This is a genomic window from Anaerostipes amylophilus (assembly GCF_025567365.1).
Taxonomy (GTDB): domain Bacteria; phylum Bacillota; class Clostridia; order Lachnospirales; family Lachnospiraceae; genus Anaerostipes; species Anaerostipes amylophilus.
In genome coordinates this window covers 66340-92689 of record NZ_JAOQJG010000001.1, presented here as the reverse complement: position 1 = coordinate 92689, position 26350 = coordinate 66340, and the positions used below count along the sequence as shown (strand labels likewise).

The window sequence follows — 26350 nt, the reverse complement described above, 5'->3', positions numbered from 1 at the left end:
TAAAATATGGAAAAAACGAAGAAAGCCTATGAGATCGTCATAGACAGTATCAAAGAACAGATCATGGATCAGGAACTCGTCCTTGGACAAAGTCTTCCACCAGAGAGAGAAATTTCAGAGAAGCTTGGAGTCAGCAGAAATTCCGTCCGTGAAGCACTAAAGATCTTAACCGTCATGGGAGTTGTTTCAAGCAGGCAGGGAGCAGGCAATTATATATCAGGAAATTTTAAAGGATATATGGTAGATGCCCTCTCTATGATGTTTATGCTTGATCAGCTAGATTATGATCAGATCAACCAGATTCGTATAGGACTTGAAATGCGGGCATATGCACTGGCGGTAAAGCATGCAGAGTCAAAAGATATCATAGAATTACAAGAATATGTCAATGCGTTGGATCAAAGTACAGATGATGAAGAGAAAGCAATGTACGATAAGAAGATTCATTACGCGATTGCGAAGGCTTCAGGCAATGTCCTGATCATGAATATCTTAGATGCATTATCTGACGTGATCGACATCTTCATTTCTGAGATGCGCCGAGAAATCTTAAGAACAGAGAAACGAAAAGGAATGCTACAAGAAGCACATAAGCAGATTGTTGAGTGTTTATTAAAGAGAGATGTGGTCAATGGACAGAAAGCATTGATGGAACATTTTGAAATGATTGATAAAATTATTCACAAAGAACTCGAAAGAAAGAGCCAATAAGGCTCTTCTTTTTTATGCAGAATTAACAAAAAAACAAAAAATAAAAAATAGTACTTTACAAAATCAGACAAGATATATATAATAAAAACATAAATTGGTAGTACCAATAAGACAAAGTATAATGAGAAAATAAAATGGATGCATCAAACATCCAAATTTTTTTAAAAGAAAATTGGTAGTACCAATTAAGAGCGGACAGCTTAAGATAAAGGATATAAAAGTCTTAGGAATGAGGAGGAATAGTCATGGATATTTTAGTATGTATCAAACAGGTACCGGCATCTAATAAGGTAGAAGTTGATCCGGTAACCGGCGTACTGTTAAGAAACGGGGCCGATTCAAAGATGAATCCATATGATCTGTATGCGTTAGAGACAGCACTTAAGATCAGAGAAGAAGTAGGAGGAACGATCAGCGTGATCAGTATGGGACCTCCACAGGCAATGGCAGTTATAAGAGAGGCATTTGCAATGGGAGTAGACCGTGGGGCATTGTTATCTGATCGCCGATTCGGTGGAGCAGATGTACTCGCCACAAGTTATACGATTGCACAAGGAATCAAGAAGATGGGAGATTTTGATCTGATCCTTTGTGGAAAACAGACAACTGACGGAGATACAGCACAGGTTGGTTCCGAAGTATCCGAATGGTTAAATATCCCAAGTGTATCAAATGTAAAGAAGATATCAAAGGTAGAATCCGATGCGATCACGATCGAGATGGATCTGCCGGAAGAACTAGAGATCGCCAAAGTTCAGTATCCATGTCTGTTATCCGTAGATAAAGACATCTTCCAGCCACGATTACCATCCTATGTAAAGAAGATGGATACCGCAGACCGTGAGATTGAAGTATATTCCTTAGATGACATGGAAGATAAAGATGAAACACATTATGGATTAAATGGATCACCAACACAGGTAAAACGAATTTTCCCTCCAACAGCGAATGACCATCATGAAGTATGGGACGGAGACGGAAGTGAAGTCGCAGACAAATTATTCCATATGATCACAGATATGAAATTTATCTAAAAGGGGGAAATGAGAATGCCAAAATTAGTAATACATCAGGAAAAAGTAGAAGATCCACAGGTTCTGGTTGATATTTGTCCATTTGGAGCAATGGAAGAAAAAGACGGAAAACTTTCCATCAATGCTGCATGTAAGATGTGCAGACTTTGTGTAAAGAAAGGACCAGCTGGAGCAGTAGAATATGTAGAAGATGAGAAGAAAGAAGAGATTGATAAGAGTCAGTGGAACGGAATTGCTGTTTATGTCGATCATGTTGATGGAGAGATTCATCCAGTCACATACGAATTGATCGGTAAAGCAAGAGAACTGGCAAGTAAGATCAATCACCCAGTATATGCTTTATTTATGGGAAATAACATCGAAGACAAAGCAGAAGAATTATTACATTACGGAGTTGATAAAGTATTTGTTTACGATTTTCCAGAATTGGCAAGATTTAAGATCGAATCCTATACATCCGTATTTGAAGATTTCATCAAGAAACATCAGCCATGCGCAATCCTTACTGGAGCAACAACTGTTGGAAGACAGTTAGCACCAAGAGTTGCAGCAAGAATGAAAACAGGACTGACAGCAGACTGTACGATCCTTGAGATGGATGAGAACACAGACCTTTCCCAGATCCGACCAGCATTTGGCGGAAACATTATGGCACATATCTTAACACCAAATAATCGTCCACAGATGGCAACGGTAAGATATAAAGTCATGAATGCACCAGAGAGAACTGAGGAAACTCAAGGAGAGATCATCCCATGTGCAATCGATAAAGAAAAGATCAAAGCACACGTAGATGTTTTAGATATTGTTAAGAAAGAACCAGAGAAATTTATTGAATCTGCCGATGTCTTAGTCGTTGCAGGAAGAGGAATCAAGAAAGAAGAAGACCTTGCAATGATCAAAGAATTAGCAGAATTATTAGACGGACAGGTAGCCTGCACAAGACCACTTGCAGAAGCAGGATGGGTGGAAGCAAAATGTCAGGTAGGATTAAGTGGAAGAACCGTACGCCCGAAACTCATCATTACCTGTGGTGTATCAGGAGCCATCCAGTTTGTCGCTGGAATGGATCATTCTGATTGCATCGTATCCATTAATACCGATGAAAAAGCACCAATCTTTAAGACAGCACACTATTGTCTGGTAGGAGATGTCTACGATATCGTACCAAAACTGATCGAGAAGATTAAAGCTGCGAAAGGGGCGTAAGAGATATGAGTTATAAGAAATTTGATCAAACAGATTTAGAAGCTATCAAAAATATTGTAAAAGATGAAGAAAGAATTTTATATGCGAAAAATATTAATGAAGAATACAGTCATGATGAATTAGGTGGAGCAAGCAGCTATCCAGATGTAGTAGTAAAAGCGACATCCGCAGAAGAAATTTCAGAGATCATGAAATATGCATATGAAAATAATATTCCGGTCACACCACGAGGAGCTGGAACCGGTCTGGTAGGATCATCCGTAGCAATTGAACACGGGATCATGATCGATTCAAGCCTTATGAATCATATATTAGAACTTGACGAAGAAAACTTAACGATCACCGTAGAACCTGGAGTTTTATTGATGGAACTTGCAGCTTACGTTGAAGATCACGATTTCTTCTACCCACCAGATCCAGGAGAGAAATCTGCAACAATCGGTGGAAATATCAGCACGAATGCCGGTGGTATGCGTGCCGTAAAATATGGCGTGACAAGAGATTATGTTAGAGGTCTTGAAGTTGTCCTTCCAAATGGAAAAATAGTGGAATTTGGTGGAAAGGTTGTAAAAAACAGTTCCGGATATTCCTTAAAAGACCTGATGATCGGTTCCGAAGGAACCTTAGGCTTTATCACAAAAGCCACATTAAAGTTACTCCCTCTGCCTAAAAAGGCAATAAGCTTACTGATACCATTTAAAACCTTAAAAGAAGCAATTGACACAGTACCTCTCATTATTAAGTCCAAAGCAATCCCGACCGCTATTGAGTTTATGCAGAGGGAGGTCATCATTGATGCAGAAGAATACCTAGGTAAAAAATTCCCAGATTCTCAATCCGATGCGTATCTTCTGCTCAAGTTTGATGGCAATTCAACAGAAGAGATCGAAGCAGACTATGACAAAGTTGCAAAATTATGCTTAGAAGCAGGAGCGATCGATGTATTGATCTCAGACACAGAAGAAAGAGAAGAATCCATCTGGAAAGCCAGAGGAGCCTTCCTTGAAGCAATCAAAGGATCTACAACCGATATGGATGAGGTAGATATGGTTGTACCAAGAAATAAAGTTAACGAAATGGTAGAATATCTGCATAATCTACATAATGAAGTAGATATTCGAATCAAGAGCTTCGGACATGCTGGAGATGGAAACCTGCATTCTTATATCTTAAAAGATGATTTAAGCCAGGAAGAATTTGAAAAACGAATGGCAGCAGCAATGGAAAAAATCTACGAAAAGGCTGCACAGTTAGGTGGAAAAGTATCCGGAGAACATGGAATCGGATTTGCAAAGAAACCATATTTAAGAGAATCTCTTGATCCTGAAACCATTGAATTGATGAGCGGAATCAAGAAAGCATTTGATCCAAAGAATATCCTGAATCCACATAAAGTATTCCAAGGTTAAATGAAAGAAGATTGGAAACATACATTCATAGAAACCCTCTTAAGTTTAAAAATACACAAAGCAGACAGGAAAGACATTCCTGTCTGCTTTGTGTACATAAAATAATACAATTTGTTGCAAAATGGTTGACAGATATTTCAAAAAAACATATACTAAAAATAGTAACAATTACTATTTGAATGTAAAAGGAAAGGAAGAGGTTATGCAGCCAGTAACAAAGAAAAGCAAACAAAGGGATGCAATCATCAAGTTTTTAATGACTCGCAAAGACCATCCGACTGCCGACATGGTATATATGAACATCAAAGAGGAGTTTCCAAAGATTAGTCTTGGAACGGTCTATAGAAATCTTGCATTATTAAGCGAGCGCGGGGAGATACTAAAGTTATCTTATGAAGGCGGAGCAGATCATTACGATGCATGCACCGATCCACACTATCATTTCGTATGTCAGGAATGCGGATCAGTCATTGATCTGGATATGGCACCGATCGATGAGAAGCTAAATGAGATCGCAAGCGAGAATTTCCCAGGAGAGATCACACAAAACGTCGTATATTTTAAAGGAATCTGTAAAAATTGTTTAAAAAAGCATTGACAAAAATACAATGTGGTGGTAATATAAAGACAAGTTAAAAACAGTAACAATTACTATTTTTAATCCAGAGACACTAAGCCGAGAGGCAAAGCAATATAAATGATTATATAAAGTATAAAGGAGAACAAGATTATGAAGAAATGGATTTGTACAGTATGCGGATATGTATATGAAGGAGAACAGGCACCAGAGAAATGTCCACAGTGTGGAGTACCAGCTGATAAGTTCAAAGAGCAGGTAGAAGGAGAAAAAGAATGGGCAGCAGAACACGTAGTAGGTGTTGCCAAAGGTGTCAGTGAAGATATCTTAGCTGATTTAAGAGCAAACTTCGAAGGAGAATGTTCTGAAGTAGGAATGTACCTTGCAATGGCAAGAGTTGCTCACAGAGAAGGATATCCAGAAATCGGATTATACTGGGAGAAAGCAGCATACGAAGAAGCAGAACATGCAGCTAAATTCGCTGAATTATTAGGTGAAGTTGTAACAGACAGCACAAAGAAGAACTTAGAGATGCGTGTAGATGCAGAACACGGAGCAACAGAAGGTAAATTCGACCTTGCAAAACGTGCAAAAGCAGCAAACTTAGATGCAATCCATGATACAGTTCATGAAATGGCTAGAGACGAAGCTCGTCATGGTAAGGCATTTGAAGGATTATTAAAGAGATACTTCGGATAAGAAGGATTATTTTAGGAGGTATGAGTTTTCATACCTCCTTTTTTTTTGCTATATTCCATGCTATAATAAAAAATAAGACTGAAAAAGCAGGTGAAAGCATATGATTTCAGAAGAGAAAGTAAAGATTATGGCAGAGATGGCCAGATATGAGAAGAATCACGGGAAAGATGATTTCCGTGTTTATAAATATGAGAAGAAAGACTATATCAGATTAGAACAGATCAAGACAAGTATCTGTCTGTTGATCGCATATCTTATTTTGACAGGATTGCTGTGTGTTGTGAAGATGGATACAGTGATCATGAACCTGAGAGATGGGAAAATCATTATATTAGCAGCAGTTGTTTTGATCATTTATATAGCAGTGTATCTTATTTATAGTCATTTCATAAAAAAACGTGCAGCCAGACATTATGATGAAGTAAGGGCAAGAGTTCTGATCTATGACAAACATCTGGAGGAACTCGAGATGCTTTATAAAGTGGAAGAGAATGAGGATGTAAGTCCAACGATCGCACCGGAGGAAGACGAAGATGGAAAAATTATTGATATATAGAGAACGGCTTTTAAAATTTATAGCAGCAAGAGGAAGATATATTCAATCAGGAATCAGATTTCTAAGCGGATTTATCCTGTTTTATGCAATGGGAAGATTATTTGGTTATACAGATTTTTTTGCATCACCATTTTTCCTTGTTATGATGGGAATTATTAATGTATTTATTCCAACATCAGCCCTTTCATTGATTTTCTATGTAGTCATATTTTTACAGTTGGCACATGTTTCTCTGGAAGTTGCATTGTTTTTTTTACTTGCTGTTTTGTTATATTTTTTAGTGTACCAAAGAGTATTTCCGGAGACACGAATTTATTTGATGATGGTACCGGTATTCTTTTACTTTCAATTGCCAGCATGCATTCCGATCTTTGCAGGAATGTTTGCAGGAATTGCAGGAATTCCTGCTATCTTAATGGGAACATTTATTTATTATCTTGCAACGATGGTCTCACAGGCGGTGACACAGCTTCAGACAGGAGCAGCACATGGAAAGATATACAGCCTGGTCGCAGCAAGAGCAATAGATAATAAGGAATTATTGCTGTATTTTGGAATATTCTGTTTGATCGTGGTACTGATAACTGCGATCAGAAGAAAAGGTGCGGCACGCAGCTGGGAAGTATCAATTCTGGTAGGAGGAGCAGCGTATGTAATCTTATTGTTTGCAGGTGGATATTTTGCAAACAGTGAAGTTTCTATTTTGGCACAGATCGGGATGGTCGTAGTAAGTATCGTGATCGCGATCATCATCCAGTTTTTATATAATGTAATAGACTACACGAGAGAAGAGACATTTGAATTTGAAGATGAAGAATATTATTATTATGTAAGAGCAGTGCCAAAGGTATCTGTGGAAGAAGAAGAATTTAATGTGACGCAGATCACAGCACCGGCACATAGATTCAGTTTAAGAAGAAAAGAACATAAAGAACAAGACAAAGAGCATAAAAAGGGAGAATAGATTTGAGCAAATTTTTCAATGGACTTGAAAAGTATATATATTGGACATCAATACCAAAGATGGGGATCAATGATATTGTAGATATTTTGATCGTTAGTGTTATGATCTATCTGATCGTTAAGTGGATCAAGACAACAAGGGCATGGGTATTATTAAAAGGAATTATTATCCTTCTTTGTATCGCATTTGCAGCATATATTCTGCAGCTCCACACAGTATCATGGATTCTGTCTAATACGATGAGCGTTGGAATTACAGCAATTCTGATTGTATTCCAGCCAGAACTTCGTAATGCACTGGAACAGCTTGGAAGGAAGAACTGGGTAACAGATATCTTCTCTACGGAGAGCAGACAGGAAGAACAGGAATATACTGCAAGAACATTGCAGGAGATTTCAAGGGCAGCAATTGAGATGGGTAAAGTAAAGACAGGAGCATTGATCGTGTTGGAGAGAACGGTTGCACTTGGAGAATATGAGCGAACAGGAATTCCAATCGATGCTAAAGTCAGCAGCCAGCTGCTGATCAATATATTTGAACATAACACACCACTTCATGATGGAGCAGTGATCATCAGGAACAACAGAGTTGTATCTGCAACATGCTACCTTCCATTAAGTGATAGTGTGGAGATAGACAAAGAGATGGGAACCAGACATAGAGCTGCAGTAGGTATCAGTGAAGTGTCAGACAGTCTTACAGTCATCGTCTCAGAGGAAACAGGAGGAATTTCGATTGCAAGAGATGGAAAGATCATCAGACATTTAGATCCGCAGGGGCTTAGAGATGAACTTTCTGTATTGAGAGAAGAAAAAGGACAGAATAAGAAGTTTAAATTATGGAAGGGACGGAATCGTAATGAGAAAAAGAATTGAAAGTGATCTTTTATTGAAAATACTTTCTGTTGTTTTTGCATTTCTGCTCTGGATGTTTGTAATTAATACGGATAATCCTGTGATTAAGAAGACATTTAGTGATGTTCCTGTAGATATGCTGAATGAACAGGTATTAGATGAACTGAATCAGACATATAAGATTGAATCTGGAGATACAGTGAGTTTTACCGTTAAAGGAAAGAAAGATATTGTAGACCGTTTGACGAAGTCAGATTTCCGTGCGACTGCGGATGTATCGTCTATGTCCGATGTTCATGCGATTCCGATTAAGGTTGAGGCATTAAGGTATAAGAGTCAGTTAGATGTAGATACAGGAAATGCAACGATTAAGGTTGTGCTTGAGGATGTGAAGAGTGATCAGATTCCAGTTGTTATGGAAGTAAAAGGAAAGCCTGCAAGCGGGTATACTGTCAGTACACAGACAGCAACTCCAAATCTTATCTCCATATCCGGGCCAAAGAGCGTTGTGAGCAGAATTAAACAGATTGTTGCAGTTGTCAACGTTTCTGGTGTCAAAAAAGATGTCACAATGACACAGAGTGTAAAATGCTATGATGAAGACGGAGACGAGGTAAGTCAGGAAAGAATTAAACTGGATACGAACAAGATCAAGGTCAAGATTGGTCTGTCAAGAACTAAGATTGTTCCATTTAAGGTGGATACCAAAGGAAGTCCGGGAAAAGGATATGTTCTTGGAAGTATTGATTATCAGCCAAAACATATCGAGATCACAGGATCGAAAGAAGACCTGGACAAGGTTGACAGTATCAAACTGGTGAAGCTGGATATCAGTGACAGTACAAAGAGCATTGAAAAGACGATCAAAGCATCAGATATCAAGCTTCCAGATGGAATTTCATTTGTGAAATCCGTAGATAAGATTAAGAATGTGGTAATACGTGCGAACATAGAAAAGAAAAAGAGTCGTACACTTACGATACCGACAAGTCAGATTGCACTGATCAATAATACAAAGAATTATGCTGTGACATTTGACGATCAGGAGATTAAAGTGAAGATCAGTGGTTTACGTTCAGTTATCGATAAGGTTGTTGTCAAAGATCTGAATCCAAAACTGGATATGAGATTATATGAACCGGGAACACATACCGTACAGATTCAATTAACAAAGATTAAGAACATGACGATCGAAGATAATGTAAGTGCGAAAATCACTGTCGAATAGAAAATTAAGGAGTTAGAGGTAGAATGGGTAAGAAATTATCAGTTGTTCTTCCATCGTATAACGAAGAACAGATGATTGAGAAAACTGCCAAGGTGGTAGGAGATATTTTGAGCAGGGAGCAGATACCCTATGAGCTGGTATTTGTAAACGATGGGTCGAAAGACCATACATGGGACAAAATACTAAAGATTAAGGAAGAAGATTCCTGTATCAAAGGAATATGTTTTTCAAGGAATTTTGGAAAAGAATCCGCAGTATTTGCTGGGATTGAGCAGGCAGATGGAGATTGTATCGCAGTTATGGACTGCGATCTCCAGCATCCGCCAGAAGTATTGGTTAAGATGTACAGATTATGGGAAGATGGCTTTCAAGTGATCGAGGGTGTGAAGGCATCCAGAGGAAAAGAAAGTTTTATTCATAAGATGTTTGCCAAGACGTTTTATAAGATTATCAGTGATGCAACAGGAATTGATATGTCTCGGGCATCTGATTTTAAATTATTAGACCGTCAGGCAGCAGATGAATTTCTAAAGCTGCCAGAGCGTAATGTATTCTTTAGAGCATTGTCTTCCTGGGTTGGATTCAAGACAGCCTATGTAGAATTTGACGTACGGGAGAGAGAAGCAGGAGCTTCCAAATGGTCGTTTAAATCATTGGTAAAATACGCGGTCAATAACATTACATCGTTTAGTGCAGCACCGATGCAGATAGTGACGTTTTGTGGGATTGTGTTCTTTGTATTTGCAGTGATACTAGGGATACAGTCACTTTATATGTATTTTGCAGGACATGCAGTTGCAGGATTTACAACAGTGATCTTATTGCTATTGCTGGTTGGAAGTATTTTGATGTTTAGTCTTGGAGTGATTGGATATTATATTGCAAAGATTTATGATGAAGTGAAGATGCGGCCGAGATATATTATATCAGAAGTTGTGAAATCAAAAGATGAATAAAAATGAAAAAAGAATTTTTAATATTAGAAGAGGCTGCCGCTTTAGTGCGACAGCCTCATGTTATAACTAATCGAAAGAAATGATATATTTAGTCTTTTAATAATTTTTTTCGTGAACGAATTGCAATTCCTATTAGAATGATCAAACTGATCAATGAGATACAAGTACCAATTTTAAGACCAGGAGTTGTGTAGTTTAATTTAATATTATGAGTTCCAGGTTTTAGAACTATACCGCAGAACATGCCATTTACTTTAATTACTTTTACAGATTTACCATTATCAGTAGCCTTCCATCCTTTACTGTAAGCGAAAGGAATACATAAGATACGATCATCTGTTGTTTTGATATTTCCAGAAAAGTGGTTTGCACCATCATAAGAAATATCAGTTAAATGAGGATTGCTACGCAAAGTATTCAATGCAGCAGTCTGTGTTTTGCTGTTAATCTGTACGACAGAAATCTTACCGATCTTATAAGTAGCGCGTCGCTTCATGATAATAGATAAGGTAACATATTTCTGATCTTTTTTAATTTTTTCTGTATTAACTTCTACCAAATAATTTCGATTATCAATATCATAAATAGAATCTTTTTCAGCATTATAGATATTAGCTGTATGACCAGAAATACCAACTTTTAATCGGGTATTATTTTTCCCTGTATAAAGAATATGATTTCTACCACTATTAGAAGGAATTGTTTGTATATTTTGAAGATAAATATAACATTGATCATTAAAATATTCTTTTGGAATTTGGATCTGTACAACTTTTTCCTTTTTCTTCGTTTTATGGTAGTAGAAGTTAGTATAAACATCATGTGTGACTAAATTATCAGTGATAGAAGATTTTTTCAATGAAGCAGAAGCAATATCATTTGAATCAGAAATGACAGCATTTTGTGTCATGGTCTGTTCCTTTTGAGCTGCATTTGCATTTGCAAAATCTTTCTCTGTAACATAAGTGTTATATGTATAACCGAATGGTACAATATTTTTATTTTCATAAAGATTATTTTTTTCGTTAGATTTAATTAATTCATAACCATTTGGAATCTTAGCAGCATTATTTTTGTTTATAACGATATATTTCACATGATATAAATTTAAAAGGTTTTCTCTCATATCAAGTTTTTTAAACTTAAATTTATATTGATATTGATTCAACCCAAGATTTTCCAGAGAATCAGAAACATTTTTATCAGTGATACTATAATAGTTTGTTGTAGTTGGAATATGTCTGATAATTCCCCAGTTTGGAACTGATTCATTCATAGCATCAACACGGTCAAGCTGATTAACTTTAATATTTGCAGAGCGGAATAATGAATCTTCCTGTTTACCTAATAAATCATAAGCTTCATCAAATGCAACATAAGAATTAATAACTTTACTTAGTCTAGTTGAATAATGCCCAAAACCAGTGAAACTTACTGAAAAGCAAGTTAATCCCAAAAGAAGCAAATGATTTAGACGGAATTTTGACATAAATGGAATCTCATTAACTACAAATAATACGAATGCAGTTAATATAAGAATAATAGCTGCATATTTAACGTCTATGGCACCTTCTGCATAACGTTTATAGGCAAGATAATAAAATACGATTCCAAGCACAATACCAATCTTTTGAATTAATGTAAGATCTAAAAGATCATCATAAACTTCCATTAAAACAGCTCCGACAATAAAAGCCAGTGCAAAATGCCAGCGGTTTGTAGGATAACTAAATGCATGAAGTATATATGCAAAGATTGGGAATAATGTAAATACAACACCTAGGATCAAAGAGGCTTTGTAAGGAAAACGTTCTTTGGATTTTTTTAATAATAATACAATTCCACCACAATAAGCAAGGGCAATAAAGTTTAGTGAAGTTCCTCTTCCAATCTGATGGAAACCGATGGACTGAAGAATGATAGACTGATAGTATTTCCTTTGATAAAGGAAGATATTAAAATAATTCACTCCAGAAGAACTTCTGGCATTTCCCATAAATGCAATAATAACTGGAAGGAGTAAGATCATGGATAAACCTAATCCAAGAATATACCATCCAGCAAAACGTCCCAACGTTTTGAAAAATCCAGCTTCCTTATAAATAGGGAAACGAATCAATGCATAGATCACGGCAACGGCAGTCAGCATATAGAAGAAATAGAAATTACTCATAGCTGATATTGCAATCATGATTGTGAATAGATAAGGTTTTTCTTTACGGTAAATCTTCTCAACGCCTACGACAAGTAATGGAAGATAGATCATAGGATTTAAGAAGAAAGGATGGCGAATTGCAAAATTAAGAAATACACCGGAGAATACATAAGTAAAACTTCCAATCAGGATTCCATAAGCATTCTTTTTGAAATAGCATCCAAAGATAATAAAAGAAATACCAGCTAAATATGCACGGAAAAGTGTCATAAAGGTATAAAGGTAAGATGCATTTGCCTTGTTAGCAAACACATAAACAATATTCAATGGATCACCGATTGCATAGTAATTTAAAGTAGTAATGATATCAGAACCGAATCCAATACTATTATTCCACATAGGAAATTGAAAATTACCATGAATCAGATTATTGAAGAAAGTACGGATATAATCTCCATAATAAAGCAAAGATGCTAAATGCTGAGATGTTCCATCTTCTCCAGAACGTCCCCAGATCAGGGATAAATGGTTTGTAAAAAATGGATAAAAAACAATCATACATAAGATTGCAAACAAAATAGTGTATGTAAGAAATAAATATCTCTTCTTAGTTACTTTCATTAAAACTACTCCTCTTTGAAAGAATCTGAATCCGTATTATTTATCTTGTTCAGATCCAGATTTAAATACAAATAATTTGCTGATAAAATAATTGACGATTACAACAATGACTTGTGTTTCGATTTTTGCGACCATCTTTGGCTGACCAAGCAGTTCGACACAAAATGGAACGCCTCCAACTTCAACGACCATTGTCACAAGACGACCAAGAACAAATTTAATAAATTCCTGTACAGTATCGCCAAATGTTTTAGACTTTGACTGAAAAACATAAAGTTTGTTTACGACAAACGCAAAACAGATTGCGATCGCAACAGAAAAGAAATTACTAATCTTATAATCAATTCCCAGAGGACCTTCGAGAATCCCAAAAACAACAATATTAACAAGTGTTGTCAGTCCTCCAAAAAATAAATAACGTATTCTTGAATCATAATATAGTTTTTTAATTAAATTTAACAACAGCTATTCCTCCATAATAAAATTTATACATACTTAACATCTTAAGATATTTTTCATTAATTTTCAACTAAAATATGATATACTAAAAGTGACTATAAAGCAATAAGATAAAGGGTAGAGGAAACAGAATATGAGAGAAAAAGAGAGAAAATATTGTTATGGGATGTATACGCTGATGTTCTTACTGATGTGTATGGCAGCCTTCCTTCCTTTTTTTATGGGAGGAAAGAACTTTGTATGGGGTGCAGGAGTAGAGGATGGCTTAAGCCAGCATTTTTCTGCATTGGCATATTATGGAGAATTGCTCCGGGAGTTTGTTAAGAATCTGATCGCAGGACATCCAAAACTTATGATGTGGAATATGAGCCTTGGCTATGGAGCAGATGTCATTGCAACACTGAATTATTATGCGATTGGAGATCCACTAAATCTTCTGTATGGATTTGTACCGGTAAAATATACAGAAATCATGTACAACTTTATGATCCTGTTTCGAATGTATTTGGCGGGAATCGCATTTATTTTGTATGCAAGAAAGATGAAGAAGAGAACGTATGGAACAGTGATCGGGGCATTAGTGTATGTCTTTTGCGGATTTTGTTTCCGTCTTGGACTGCGCCATCCATTTTTCTTAAATCCAATGATCTATTTTCCATTGCTTTGTCTTGGAATTGAGAAAATCTACCAGAAGCAGAGACCATATCTGTTTATTGTTATGATCTATGTATCTGCGATCAGTAATTATTATTTCTTTTACATGCTTACGATCTTTTCAGTAATCTATGCATGGATCAGATTTTACAAATATACAGAGAAAGACAGAATCAAGAACTTCTTCTTAACGATTCTTAAATTCGGCGGGTATTATATTCTTGGAATCTGTATGGCAGCAGTAATCTTGATTCCATCAGTGATTGGTTTTCTTGGAAATGGAAGATATGGAAGTGGCACAGACTGGAAAGCGCTGATCGTGTATCCTGGAAAATATTATCTGATGTTTCTTGAGAACTTTGTTGGTTATGGAAATGTTGGAAGCAATACCAATACAGGATATCTTCCGATTGCAGGAATCGTAGTGTTATTTACCTTATTTTCAAGAAGAATGAAACATAAGAAATATCGTCTCGTATTTTTAGGAAGTATGATCGCATTGATCTTTCCAATCTTTGGATATGTATTTAATGGACTATCTTATGCGAATAACCGATGGGCATTTGTCTTAAGTTTTATCGTAGCACTTTTGACAGCAGAGATGTATCCAAGACTGTTTCTAATGACGAAGAGACAGAAGATCGGGATTGGATCAGGCATTGTTTTGTATATCATCTTATGTGCAGTGATCAGCGTATCAGGTGGAAAAATGCTTAAGAATCCGGGAATTATGGCAGCATGTATCATGATGATTGTTTTTTATGCAGTATTTCTTATCTTTCAGAAGATGGGATACGACAGCAGGACAAGAAGTGCAAGGATTGTGACAGCTGTGTTGCTTCTGATCTCAGTAGGAATTCATGGATATTATCGTTTTCATACAGACCAGTCTGCATATGCAAATGAATTTCTAGATCAGGGAACAGCGTTGAAAGAATTAAGAACAGATAATATTACGATGCTTAAAAATATTAAAGATCCATCTTTATACAGAGTTCACGCAGATGGATGTCGTTATAAGAATTATGGATTGATCAATGATCTTAATACGATCAGTGGCTATTATAGTATCACATCAAAATGTGTGACAGATACAGTAAAAAGTTATGAGACACTTGGAATGCAGTATGCAGATAAATATAAGGGATTGGATCAGAGAATCGGGTTATTGTCCTTATCTGGTGTAAAATACATGACAATCCATGAGAAAAAGAAGATAGGAAGAGAACAAACGACTGCATCTGATGTGCCATATGGAATGAAAAAAGTAAAACAAAATAGAAATATTACACTGTATCAGAATCCTTATGCTTTACCATTTGGATATGGGTACGATTCCTACATTACGGAAGACCAATACGAACAACTTAATGGTGTCGGCAGGGAACAGGCAATGTTAAATGGTATTGTTCTTGATGAAAAGCCGCAACATAATACGATCAAGCATATAGAAGATGCACTAGATCAGGGGATTTCTACAAGAACTGTTTCAGAGAATGATATCTCATATCCGAAAGGACAAAAGTATTGTACGATTACAGTGCCGGTAGAGAAAGATAAGGAAACCTATTTATATTTTAAGAATCTCGTTTATAAAGGAAAAAAACTACAGGGTGACATATTTTTATTAGAAGGGAAAAAAGGAACAAGTAGTATTTTGATTAGTGACAATGATGTACAGCAGAAGATTCATATTCAGAATCCAACAAACCCATATTATTTTGGAAGAAAAGACTATATGGTAAGGTTAAATCATCATACAAACAACAAGAAAGAGACTGTAAAGTTAGATTTTCTGGCACCGGGAAATTATGAATATGATGAGATTACACTGATCTCGGTTAAGAAGCAGGATACTTTTAATAAATTAAAACAATTAAAGAGACATACACTTAAAAATATTCAATATAAAGAAAACATGCTCAAAGGAACTTTCCAGACAGACAAAGACAGAATGCTATGTGTCACAATTCCATATTCCAAAGGATGGAGTGCAAAAGTTGATGGACAGAATGCAAAAATCTATAAGGCAAATGGAATGTTTATGGGAATTTTCATGACGTCGGGAGAACATAAGGTAGAGTTAAATTATATGACACCTGGATTAAAAATAGGAGTAGTCATAAGTCTTGCAGGATGGGGAGCCTTGGTGATCCTTGCTTTACTGAGAAGAAGATATGTAATAAAATGATAAGAAGTTATCAGCGTAAAAAATATTATAGTAAAAAGTATTATCATAAGAAAATATTATAAAGACAGGAAGGAAACAAAAGCAAATGAAACAATATGATTATCTGATCGTAGGAGCCGGATTATATGGTGCTGTATTTGCACAGCAGGCAGTAAAAAAAGACAAGAAAGTCTTAGTGATCGACAAACGTCCGAATATCGCAGGAAATGTATACACAGAAGATATAGAGAAGATCCATGTACACAAATACGGAGCACATATCTTCCATACGAATAATAAGAAAGTATGGAATTATATTACACAGTTTGCAGAATTCAATCGATTTACAAACTCACCAGTAGCTAATTACAAAGGAGAATTATATTCTCTTCCATTTAATATGTACACATTCAATAAGATGTGGGGCGTTATAACACCAGAAGAAGCACAGGCAAAGATTGAAGAACAGAAAAAAGAAGCAGGGATCATAGAACCAAAGAACTTAGAAGAACAGGCGATCAGTCTCGTTGGAACAGATATCTATGAGAAGCTGATCAAAGGATACACACAGAAACAATGGGGAAGACCATGTAGTGAACTTCCATCCTTTATCATTAAGAGACTTCCAGTCAGACTGACATTTGACAATAACTATTTTAATGCATTATATCAGGGAATCCCAGTTGGAGGATATACAAAGATGGTAGCTAATATGCTTGGGGATGTGGAAGTACGACTGGATACAGATTATTTCGAACATAAAGAAGAATTGGATGCACTGGCAGATAAAGTTGTATACACAGGAGCAGTGGATGCATACTTTGATTACAAACTAGGAGAGTTAGAATACAGATCTGTAAGATTTGAGACAGAAGTCTTAGATAAACCAAACTTCCAGGGAAATGCAGCAGTGAACTACACGGATGCCGAAACTCCATGGACAAGAATCATTGAACATAAATGGTTTGAGTTTGGAAAAGATGATGAAGGAAATGATATTCCTAAGACAGTTATCAGTCGTGAATACAGCTCAGAATGGAAACCAGGAGATGAACCATATTATCCAGTAAACGATGAGAAGAATGGAAAGCTGTATGAAGAGTACAAGAAGCTTGCAGAGCAGGAAGAGAATGTAATCTTTGGTGGAAGATTAGGTGAATATAAATATTATGATATGGATGCAGTAATTGCTGCGGCACTTGAGATGTGTGAGAAGGAATTATAAAATTAAGAAAAGAGGAATCATAAATTGAGTACATTTATATCAGCAGACATACTAATGCCACAAGTAGATTCTATGAAGAAATGGGCAGTCATCGCCTGCGACCAGTTTTCATCACAGCCAGAATACTGGAAAGAAGTGGAAGACTATGTAAAAGAAGCACCATCCACATTACATCTGATGCTTCCAGAAGCAAAACTTGGCAGTAAAGATGAAGATGAGAAAATTCGTAAGATTCAATCCACAATGAAGAACTATGTAGACAATCATTTGTTGAAAACCTACGAACAATCCTTCATATATGTGGAAAGAACATTACAGAATGGCAAGATACGAAGAGGAATCATAGGTGCGATCGACCTGGAAGAATACAGCTACACACCAGAAGATGAAGCAAAGATCCGTTCTACAGAGAAAACAGTTATGGAGAGAATTCCGCCAAGAATGAAGATCAGATATCAGGCACCGATTGAACTGCCACATGTGATCTTACTTTGTGATGACTGGAAGAATGAATTATTAGAGTATATTACACAGAATAAAGGCAACCTGTCAAAGCTATATGAATTTGATCTGATGCAGAAAGGTGGACATATTGCAGGATGGCTGGTAGATGGAGAGATAAAAGAACAATTCATAGAGAAGCTACAGCAATATGAACAGATGATGGCTGATAAATACAAGAATTTAAGTGAACATCCAATGTATTATGCAGTAGGAGATGGGAATCACTCTCTGGCAACAGCGAAAGCATGTTATGAGAAATTAAAGAAAAATCATCAATGGAAACATGTAGAGAATCATCTGGCTAGATATGCACTCGTAGAACTTGAAAATCTTCACGATGATTCACAGCAGTTTGAACCAATCCACAGAGTTATCACAGGAACTGATGCACAAGAATTAATAGAAACATTAAAAGAACAGTGTTGTGGCAAAGATGGACAAGAAATCAAATGTTATTATGAAAATAAAGAAGAAGTATTACATTTGAACCTCCATGAACATCAATTAGCAGTGGATAAAGTTCAGACATTTCTTGATGAATATTTAAAAGAAAATTCAGGAGTCATTGATTATATTCACGGAGAAGAAGTATTAAGGAAACTTGCAAGCCAAGAAAATGCGGTAGGAATCGAATTGCCAGCAATGGAGAAAGACCAGTTATTCCCAAGCGTAATGACAGATGGAACGCTGCCAAGAAAGACATTTTCTATGGGACATGCAAGTGAGAAAAGATATTACATAGAAGGAAGAGCAATTAAATAGGAAGATTGCATAGTAATAAAAGCTTTTGTATCACTAAAAACTGTGATATGATAAAAGATAGAGTAAATAAACCAAACAGAGAAAAATGGAGGAACGAACATGGCTATTTTAGTAGCTGGTGGTGCTGGATATATCGGCAGCCATACATGTGTAGAACTGTTAAAAGAAGGATATGAAGTTGTAGTAGTAGACAATTTATATAACTCAAGTGAAGAAGCATTAAAGAGAGTAGAACAGATCACAGGAAAGACTGTAAAATTCTATGAAGCTGATATTCTTGATCGTGAAGCTTTAAATAAAATCTTTGATACAGAAGATATTGATTCAGTTATCAACTTCGCAGGATTAAAAGCGGTTGGTGAATCTGTACAGAAACCATTAGAATACTATCATAACAATATCACAGGAACATTAATCTTATGTGATGTCATGAGAAATCATGGAGTAAAGAATATTATCTTTAGTTCATCTGCAACAGTCTATGGAGATCCAGCATTTATTCCAATTACAGAGGAATGCCCAAAAGGACAGATCACAAACCCTTATGGACAGACAAAAGGAATGTTAGAGCAGATCTTAACAGATTTCCATGTAGCAGACCCAGAATGGAATGTTGTATTACTTCGTTACTTTAATCCAATTGGAGCACATGAAAGTGGACTGATCGGAGAAGATCCAAAAGGAATTCCAAACAACCTTGTACCATATATCGCACAGGTAGCAGTTGGAAAACTTGAGAAATTAGGAGTATTCGGTGACGATTACGATACACCAGATGGAACAGGAGTTCGTGACTATATTCATGTAGTGGATCTTGCAAAAGGACATGTTAAAGCATTAAAGAAATTTGAGCAGGAACCACAGGTAAGTATCTACAATCTTGGAACAGGAATCGGATACAGTGTATTAGATGTATTACATGCATATGAAGAAGCATGTGGAAAGAAACTTCCATATGAGATCAAACCAAGAAGAGCTGGAGACATCGCAACATGTTACTGTGATGCAACAAAAGCCAAAGAAGAACTTGGATGGGTAGCTGAAAAAGGAATCAAAGAAATGTGTGCTGATTCTTGGAAATGGCAGTCTATGAATCCAGATGGATATCGCACTGAAAAATAATATATTATATTGTAAGTTTGGAAGGGACATTTTTCGGAATGTCCCTTTTTAGGTGGTTTTAAATCATTAACAAATGTGTTAAAATAAAAAGAAGCTATATATATAAGAGGAGTTATTTGGATGATACAAACGAAATTAGAACATGTAAAAAAAGTATATAATCATGTAAAATCAAATAGAAATAAAAGCGAATATTCAAAAAGAAGATGTGATTATGCAGAGTATTATAAAAAATGTAAAGTAAAGAATATTGTTTTATATGAAGCATTTGCAGCAAGAGGAATGCTTTGTAGTCCATATGCGTTATTTAAAGAATTTATGAACAGAAGTGATTTTGATAAATATGAGCATGTATGGGCAATTTACGATATGGAAGATAATGAATATATTATTAATAAATATAAGAATGTTTCCAATGTTCGTTTTGTAGAATTTAATTCAAATGAGTATTTAAAAGCATTAGCAGAAGCAAAATATATTATTAATAATAGTACATTCCCTGGTTTTGTGACAAAAAAAGATGAGCAAATTTATATTAATACATGGCATGGAATACCACTTAAAACATTGGGATACGATCTCCCAGATGCTAATATAGCAGTAGCTAATACAATGAGGAATTTTCTATCAGCAGATTATCTTATTTCACCAAATAAATTCCATTCAGATATCTACTTAAAGGCATACAAATTAGATGGATTATACGAAGGTACTATTATCGAAGAGGGACAGCCAAGAAGTGATATGATTTATCATGCGGATCGTGATGAAGTGATAGATCAGTTGAAACATGAGGGGGTTACAATTGATCCAAATAAGAAGATTATCATGTATGCTCCAACATGGAAAGGAAGCGATTTTGGGAAACCTGAGTTAGGTTTAAATGCATATTTTGAGTTTCTTGACAAAGTTAAAAGTCGTATTGATACAGAGAAATATCAGGTTTTTGTGAAACCGCATCAACAGGTGTATCGATTTATTAAGGATGATCCAAGTTTAAGTGGTGATTTTATACCTGCGACAATTGATACTAATTCACTTTTATCAATTGTTGATATTCTTGTATCAGATTATTCAAGTATTTATTTTGACTTTTTAGATACAGGTCGTCCGATATTATTCTATATTCCGGATTTGGAAATGTATAAAGGATATAGAGGTGTGTATTTCCCATTAGAGGAATTACCAGGTCCAACAACAAAAGAATTAGATGATGTTGTAGGTTGGATTAATAACATTGGAGATGTACAGAAGGAATATCAAGAAATTTATAATAAAAATGTTGAATGGGCATGTCCAAGAGATGATGGAAATGTATCAAAAAAAGTATGGGAAATTATTCTTGATGGAAAAGAAGGATACAATTTAAGAAAAGCAGATACTAAGAAAAAGAAAAGAGTTTTATTATTCCGTGGTACGATGTCAGAAAATGGAATTACACATTCATTTATGAGTTTATTAAATAACTTTGACTATGATAAATATGATGTAACTGCGTATGTAAGTGCAGGTGCAAATGATACAGCTGCAAAAAACAGAGTTCTTGAATTAAACAAAAATGTTCGTACATTAAAAAGAGTAGGAACATGGAATGCTGATTTTAAAGAAGACTTTATGAAAGAAGTATTCTTTGAAACGGGAATAAAAAATGATTTCTTTATGAAACAATTTCCGCATGATATGTTTGACAGAGAGTTTAGAAGATGTTTTGGACAGACACATTTTGATTATGTAATTGATTTTTCAGGTTACTCTCCGTTTTTTAGCATGCTTTTACTGCATGCGGAAGGTGCTAAAAAACTTATTTGGCAGCATAATGATCTGAAAGCAGATAGAGAAAAGGTCGTCAATGGTAAACAGCCACATATTATCAAATTGAGAACTGTTTTCTCATTATATCCATATTTTGATAAAATTGTTTCATGCAGCAAAACAGTTATGGAGGTTAATAAAAAGAATCTTCAGACGCCAAAAACAAAAGATAAATTTTTCTATGCAGCGAATACATTAAACTTTGACCGAATTCAGGCATGCTTAAAAGAAGATATTGAACTTAAAATGAATGGAAAAGTATATCTGGTTAAAACTGAGCAGGATGAATCAGAAAGTACGAAGAAATTAGAATTAATGGAAGCACCAAGAGAGAATTATATTAATTTTGTTACAATTGGAAGAATGTCTACTGAAAAAAATCATCTAGCATTGATTAAAGCATTTGCAAAATTAAGCAAGGAGTATCCACAGGCAAGATTACATATCATTGGGGATGGAACATTAAAACAGCAAATAGAGAAAGAGATATTTGATCAAAACCTGACAGGAAAGGTGATTCTTACAGGAAATATAAGCAATCCATTTGCTTATATGAAGAGATGTCAATGTTTTATTCTTCCATCATTACATGAAGGTCAGCCGATTGTGCTTTTAGAAGCAAGAACATTACAGATGCCATTAATTATTGGAAAGTTTTCTTCTGTAAGTGATAGTGTCATGGAAAATGGACAGTTACTGATTGATACAGATGAAGAGTCAATTTATCAGGGAATGAAAGAATTTATGTTAGGAAATGTACCATCATATAGTTTCAGCCCAGAACGATATAATGAAGAAGCTTACGGTGACTTTGAAAAATTGCTGGATTAGGATAGGAGAAATTATAATGATTGAAAATCAAACAGATAAATATCAAGATGCGTATCAGAAAGCTTTGAGTAATATTCAAGATCCAACAGATGTGCAGAAAAAGGCATTAGAATATGGCGAAGAATTAGAAAAAACAATTAAAAATATTATTTTATTTAATATTGAAACTACGAATAATAAGCATGCAATGATGAATTGTTATATAAAAGCATGTTGTGATAAACAGGAATTTGCCGATTATAAATTTGTTGTAGGGGTTAAAACATTAGAAGAAAAAGAGTTTTTAAAAGGCAAATTTAGTAATGTAGACATTGTTTCTCAAAAAGAATTAGGATATAAAGAAGCTGCAGCAACTTCGAAAATAATTATTTCGAATAAAAGAATGCCTTATTATTTCATGGCAAGAAAAGAACAGATTTATGTTAGATTATTTGAAGATAGTTTTTATGAAGATATTCAGGAATATTCTACAAAAGAGAATATTGATCAGAGGAGAATGGTAACTAGGGATTTATTAAATGCAAGTTATATTTTTTCTAGAGATAGCAAGATGACGGAAGAATATTTGAAAGAAAATTATCAGTTAAGATCAATATATTCTGGTGAAATTATTGAGATGGATAAAGTAGATCCTGAAAAATTCAGCCAGATATTAGAACAGATTTGTAAAAATGAAAAAATAGAAAATACTGTCACATGCAAAGATGAAAAAAAGAAGATATTGATTTATGCTGACTACAGAGGAGCAAAATGGTGGCATCCAATGTTAAAAAGAATTTTGGATGACATTGATTATCAGAAATATGATATTACTCTAGTAAGTCAGATAGTACGAAATGCTGCACAAATTAAAGTATTACAAGCGCTAAATAAAAATATCAGAATTTTGATGAGATCAGGCCATATGAATGCAGAAAAAGAAGAGTATGTCAAATATCATTGTATGATAGGAAAATATCTTGAGTTAAATAACTATCAGGAATTAAGACAGGAAATCTCAAGAGATACTATTCAAAATGAATGGTACAGAATTTTTGGAGAAGCTTCTTTTGATAAAGTGATTGTATGTGACAATATGGCTCAGAAACAGATGGGATTATGGCATATGTTGATTTTGCAAAGCGATATTCCAGAGAAATATGTGATAGCATATAGAAATTTTGAGTCAGAGTATAAAATGATGCAGGGCAATGAAGAATATGCCAATAAAGTAAATAACTATATAAAAAATTGCAATCAATATGATAAGATGTATCTTATATCAAATGAAGCATGCAATTATGTAAGAGAAAATTTTGATATTAATACAAAGCTTGAAGTATTAAAAGATCGTATACCAAAGGAATTTGCTGTAACACAAAAAGTGAATCATTGTTATTATCAAAATGATCAGTTTTTTGTATTAAATCAACAAGGATCTGGCGGAAACTTAACAATAACTGTTGTAAAAGAACCAGAAAAGACAAAATATAATTGTGTTACGAATATTACCAATTATTCTGAAGAAAACTTTGAAAAGTTATTGTCAAGATTTTTGGAGATTAAAGAAGAAAAAGCACATGCCAAACTTTATCTTTTGGATAATATTCGCTATGTATCAGATGCAGTATATGCACAGTTAGATGATATGGACTTACGAGACGATGTATATGTTGTTTGTGGAGTTGATTTAAATGATCAGTATTTGGCAAAATTTGATCAGTATTTGATCTATGATTATGATAATCCAGAAGAAGATATTTATCTGGATGAAGCAAGAAAATTGATAACAATTTGTGAATAATAATAAATAATTTGAATAATTTGTCGATGAAGAGTATAATATCACAGAGATTAAATCAAATAACAAAAATGGAGAAGTACAGTGAAAGCGTATATTGAGAATTTTAAAAAGTACAGATTCCTTTTATGGGAATTAGTAAAGAAGGGTGTCAAGTTAAAATACAGAAGATCTTATCTTGGAATTTTATGGACACTTTTGGAACCATTAATGACAATGATCGTATTAAGTGTAGTATTCGGTACATTGTTTGGCAACAAAGATCCACACTTCCCAGTGTATATTCTTTGTGGACGATTGATGTATAGTTTCTTTTCATCTGCGACGAATGGAGCAATGAAGGCAATCAGAACGAATTCTGGAATGATAAAGAAAGTATATGTACCGAAGTATATTTATCCATTATCAAGTGTTTTATTTAACTACATTATTTTTGCAATTTCATTAATTGTATTGGTTGTTGTATCAATTGTTTTGAAGGTATATCCAACAGTTTATCTGTTGCAGGCAATCATTCCGCTGATTTTATTATTGATTACAGCTTTTGGAGTAGGAATGATCTTATCAACAATGGCAGTTTTCTTCAGAGACTTAGAGTATTTATGGTCTGTAGGACTGATGATCATTATGTATGCATCTGCAATTTTCTATAAACCAGACAGATTATTAAAGTCAGGATTTGGATGGATTTTAAAATGTAACCCATTATATCTTCTGATCCATAACTTCAGACAGGCAGTTTTTGGTATGCCAATGAATATGAAATTTTTAGCAGCATCCGTAGTATTTGCAATTGTAAGCGTGATTGTAGGATTGGTTTTCTTCTATAAGAAGCAAGATGAATTCATTCTGCACATTTAGGAGGGTATCATGGCAAAGAAAGAAGTATTAAAGGTTGAACATGTTGGAATGAAGTTCAACTTAAGTCAGGAAAAAGTAGATGACTTAAAGGATTATGTAATTAAGTTATTAAAACATCAGATTTCATATAATGAATTCTGGGCATTAAAAGATATTAATTTTACATTGAATAAAGGAGATCGTCTGGGTATTCTTGGATTGAATGGTGCAGGAAAGAGTACTCTGTTAAAGGTTATCGCAGGAGTATTAAAAGCTACAGAAGGAACAGTAACATCAAAAGGAAAGATCGCACCACTTCTGGAACTTGGGGCTGGATTTGACCAGCAGTATACAGGACGTGAGAATATTTATCTGTATGGAGCAGTTCTTGGATTCTCAAAGAAGTTCTTAGATGAAAAATTAGATGAGATCATTGAGTTCTCTGAACTTGGAAAGTTTATTGACGTGCCGGTTAAGAACTATTCTTCAGGTATGAAGTCAAGACTTGGATTCTCCGTAGCAACATTAGTAGAACCTGATATTCTGATTCTGGATGAGGTATTATCTGTTGGAGATGCCAAATTCAGAAAGAAGAGTGAAGCGAAGATCATGAGTATGTTTGATAAAGGAGTTACGGTATTATTCGTATCTCATTCCTTAGATCAGGTAAAGAGACTTTGTAATAAAGCGATTTTACTGGAGAAAGGACAGATCATTTCTCGTGGTTCAATCGAAGAAGTAAGTAAAGTATACGAAGAAAAAACAAAATAAAACAGAGTACAAGGAGTTTTTAATAATGAAGAAAGTTATCACATATGGAACATTTGACCTGTTACATGCAGGACACATCAATCTGTTAAGAAGAGCAAAAGAACTTGGAGATTATCTGATCGTTGTTGTCTCAACAGATGAATTCAACTGGAATGAAAAACAGAAGAAATGTTATTTTACCTATGAAGAAAGAAAAAAATTAGTAGAAGCAGTCCGTTATGTTGACCTTGTAATTCCAGAAAATAGCTGGGATCAGAAAATTTCAGATGTACAGGAATATCATGTTGATACATTTGTTATGGGAGATGACTGGAAAGGTAAATTTGATTTCTTAAAAGATTATTGCGAAGTTGTTTATCTTCCAAGAACAGAAGGAATCTCTACAACAAAGATCAAGAAGGATCTTGGACTTGGAACAACAATTACAAAAGAGGATGAATAGTGCTT

22 protein-coding genes are annotated in these 26350 nt (G+C 34.9%); 20 read left to right on the top strand and 2 right to left on the bottom strand.

Going from position 1 to position 26350, the window contains the following annotated elements:
* The first annotated feature begins 6 nt into the window (after positions 1–6).
* From OCV53_RS00430 to OCV53_RS00380, 11 genes are all read left to right on the top strand, one after another.
* Positions 7–711 (top strand): FadR/GntR family transcriptional regulator, encoded by a 705-nt coding sequence (locus OCV53_RS00430; protein ID WP_055196247.1) that lies wholly within the window; start codon positions 7–9, stop codon positions 709–711.
* A 245-nt stretch (positions 712–956) separates the two neighbouring features.
* A complete protein-coding gene (locus tag OCV53_RS00425; protein ID WP_055196246.1) occupies positions 957–1745 on the top strand; it encodes an electron transfer flavoprotein subunit beta/FixA family protein in 789 nt (262 codons plus the stop codon).
* Between the two features lie 15 nt (positions 1746–1760).
* Positions 1761–2954, top strand: a complete 1194-nt coding sequence (locus OCV53_RS00420; RefSeq protein WP_055196245.1) for an electron transfer flavoprotein subunit alpha — start codon at positions 1761–1763, stop codon at positions 2952–2954.
* Positions 2955–2959: 5 nt separating this feature from the next.
* Positions 2960–4363 (top strand): FAD-binding oxidoreductase, encoded by a 1404-nt coding sequence (locus OCV53_RS00415; protein ID WP_022375622.1) that lies wholly within the window; start codon positions 2960–2962, stop codon positions 4361–4363.
* Between the two features lie 202 nt (positions 4364–4565).
* Positions 4566–4961 carry a Fur family transcriptional regulator gene (locus tag OCV53_RS00410; RefSeq protein WP_055196244.1) on the top strand — a complete coding sequence of 132 codons (396 nt, stop codon included), beginning with the start codon at positions 4566–4568 and terminating at the stop codon, positions 4959–4961.
* A gap of 132 nt (positions 4962–5093) precedes the next feature.
* A complete protein-coding gene (locus OCV53_RS00405; protein WP_022375624.1) occupies positions 5094–5639 on the top strand; it encodes an NADH peroxidase in 546 nt (181 codons plus the stop codon).
* A gap of 100 nt (positions 5640–5739) precedes the next feature.
* Positions 5740–6195, top strand: coding sequence for a hypothetical protein (locus OCV53_RS00400; protein WP_022375625.1), 456 nt, complete (start codon positions 5740–5742; stop codon positions 6193–6195).
* The gene (locus tag OCV53_RS00395; RefSeq protein WP_022375626.1) at positions 6173–7159 is read left to right on the top strand and encodes a hypothetical protein; all 987 of its coding nucleotides are present in this window, start codon (positions 6173–6175) and stop codon (positions 7157–7159) included. The genes OCV53_RS00400 and OCV53_RS00395 overlap by 23 nt, the downstream gene beginning before the upstream one ends.
* Before the next feature lie 2 nt (positions 7160–7161).
* Positions 7162–8034 carry a diadenylate cyclase CdaA gene (gene cdaA, locus OCV53_RS00390; RefSeq protein WP_022375627.1) on the top strand — a complete coding sequence of 291 codons (873 nt, stop codon included), beginning with the start codon at positions 7162–7164 and terminating at the stop codon, positions 8032–8034.
* On the top strand, positions 8018–9241 hold the full coding sequence (locus tag OCV53_RS00385; RefSeq protein ID WP_055196243.1) for a CdaR family protein: 1224 nt from the start codon (positions 8018–8020) through the stop codon (positions 9239–9241). Before cdaA ends, OCV53_RS00385 begins: the two co-directional genes overlap by 17 nt.
* Positions 9242–9264: 23 nt before the next feature.
* Positions 9265–10197, top strand: coding sequence for a glycosyltransferase family 2 protein (locus tag OCV53_RS00380; RefSeq protein WP_022375629.1), 933 nt, complete (start codon positions 9265–9267; stop codon positions 10195–10197).
* 88 nt (positions 10198–10285) lie between these two features.
* On the opposite strand, the gene OCV53_RS00375 is transcribed toward OCV53_RS00380, so the two are convergent.
* Both OCV53_RS00375 and OCV53_RS00370 read right to left on the bottom strand, forming a co-directional pair.
* The gene (locus OCV53_RS00375) at positions 10286–12973 is read right to left on the bottom strand and encodes a YfhO family protein (protein ID WP_055196242.1); all 2688 of its coding nucleotides are present in this window, start codon (positions 12971–12973) and stop codon (positions 10286–10288) included.
* A gap of 36 nt (positions 12974–13009) precedes the next feature.
* Positions 13010–13435: a GtrA family protein gene (locus OCV53_RS00370; RefSeq protein ID WP_022375631.1), complete on the bottom strand. Its 426-nt coding sequence runs from the start codon at positions 13433–13435 to the stop codon at positions 13010–13012.
* A 130-nt stretch (positions 13436–13565) separates the two neighbouring features.
* Here OCV53_RS00370 and OCV53_RS00365 point away from each other — a divergent pair, with 130 nt between their 5' ends.
* The 9 genes from OCV53_RS00365 to tagD all read left to right on the top strand — a co-directional run bounded on the left by OCV53_RS00365 (position 13566) and on the right by tagD (position 26345).
* Positions 13566–16277, top strand: coding sequence for a YfhO family protein (locus OCV53_RS00365; RefSeq protein ID WP_055196241.1), 2712 nt, complete (start codon positions 13566–13568; stop codon positions 16275–16277).
* 85 nt (positions 16278–16362) lie between these two features.
* Positions 16363–17481 carry a UDP-galactopyranose mutase gene (glf, locus tag OCV53_RS00360; RefSeq protein ID WP_055196240.1) on the top strand — a complete coding sequence of 373 codons (1119 nt, stop codon included), beginning with the start codon at positions 16363–16365 and terminating at the stop codon, positions 17479–17481.
* 24 nt (positions 17482–17505) lie between these two features.
* Complete coding sequence (locus tag OCV53_RS00355; RefSeq protein ID WP_055196239.1) at positions 17506–18747, top strand: DUF1015 domain-containing protein; 1242 nt, start codon at positions 17506–17508, stop codon at positions 18745–18747.
* A 99-nt stretch (positions 18748–18846) separates the two neighbouring features.
* Positions 18847–19869, top strand: coding sequence for a UDP-glucose 4-epimerase GalE (gene galE / locus OCV53_RS00350; protein ID WP_055196238.1), 1023 nt, complete (start codon positions 18847–18849; stop codon positions 19867–19869).
* A gap of 120 nt (positions 19870–19989) precedes the next feature.
* Entirely contained in the window at positions 19990–22512 is a 2523-nt protein-coding gene (locus OCV53_RS00345; RefSeq protein ID WP_022375636.1) for a glycosyltransferase, read from the top strand.
* Positions 22513–22528: 16 nt separating this feature from the next.
* Entirely contained in the window at positions 22529–24295 is a 1767-nt protein-coding gene (locus tag OCV53_RS00340; protein WP_022375637.1) for a hypothetical protein, read from the top strand.
* An 81-nt stretch (positions 24296–24376) separates the two neighbouring features.
* The gene (locus OCV53_RS00335) at positions 24377–25153 is read left to right on the top strand and encodes an ABC transporter permease (protein ID WP_055196237.1); all 777 of its coding nucleotides are present in this window, start codon (positions 24377–24379) and stop codon (positions 25151–25153) included.
* 9 nt (positions 25154–25162) lie between these two features.
* Positions 25163–25903 carry an ABC transporter ATP-binding protein gene (locus tag OCV53_RS00330; RefSeq protein WP_022375639.1) on the top strand — a complete coding sequence of 247 codons (741 nt, stop codon included), beginning with the start codon at positions 25163–25165 and terminating at the stop codon, positions 25901–25903.
* Between the two features lie 25 nt (positions 25904–25928).
* A complete protein-coding gene (tagD, locus tag OCV53_RS00325; protein ID WP_022375640.1) occupies positions 25929–26345 on the top strand; it encodes a glycerol-3-phosphate cytidylyltransferase in 417 nt (138 codons plus the stop codon).
* The last annotated feature ends 5 nt before the right edge of the window (positions 26346–26350 follow it).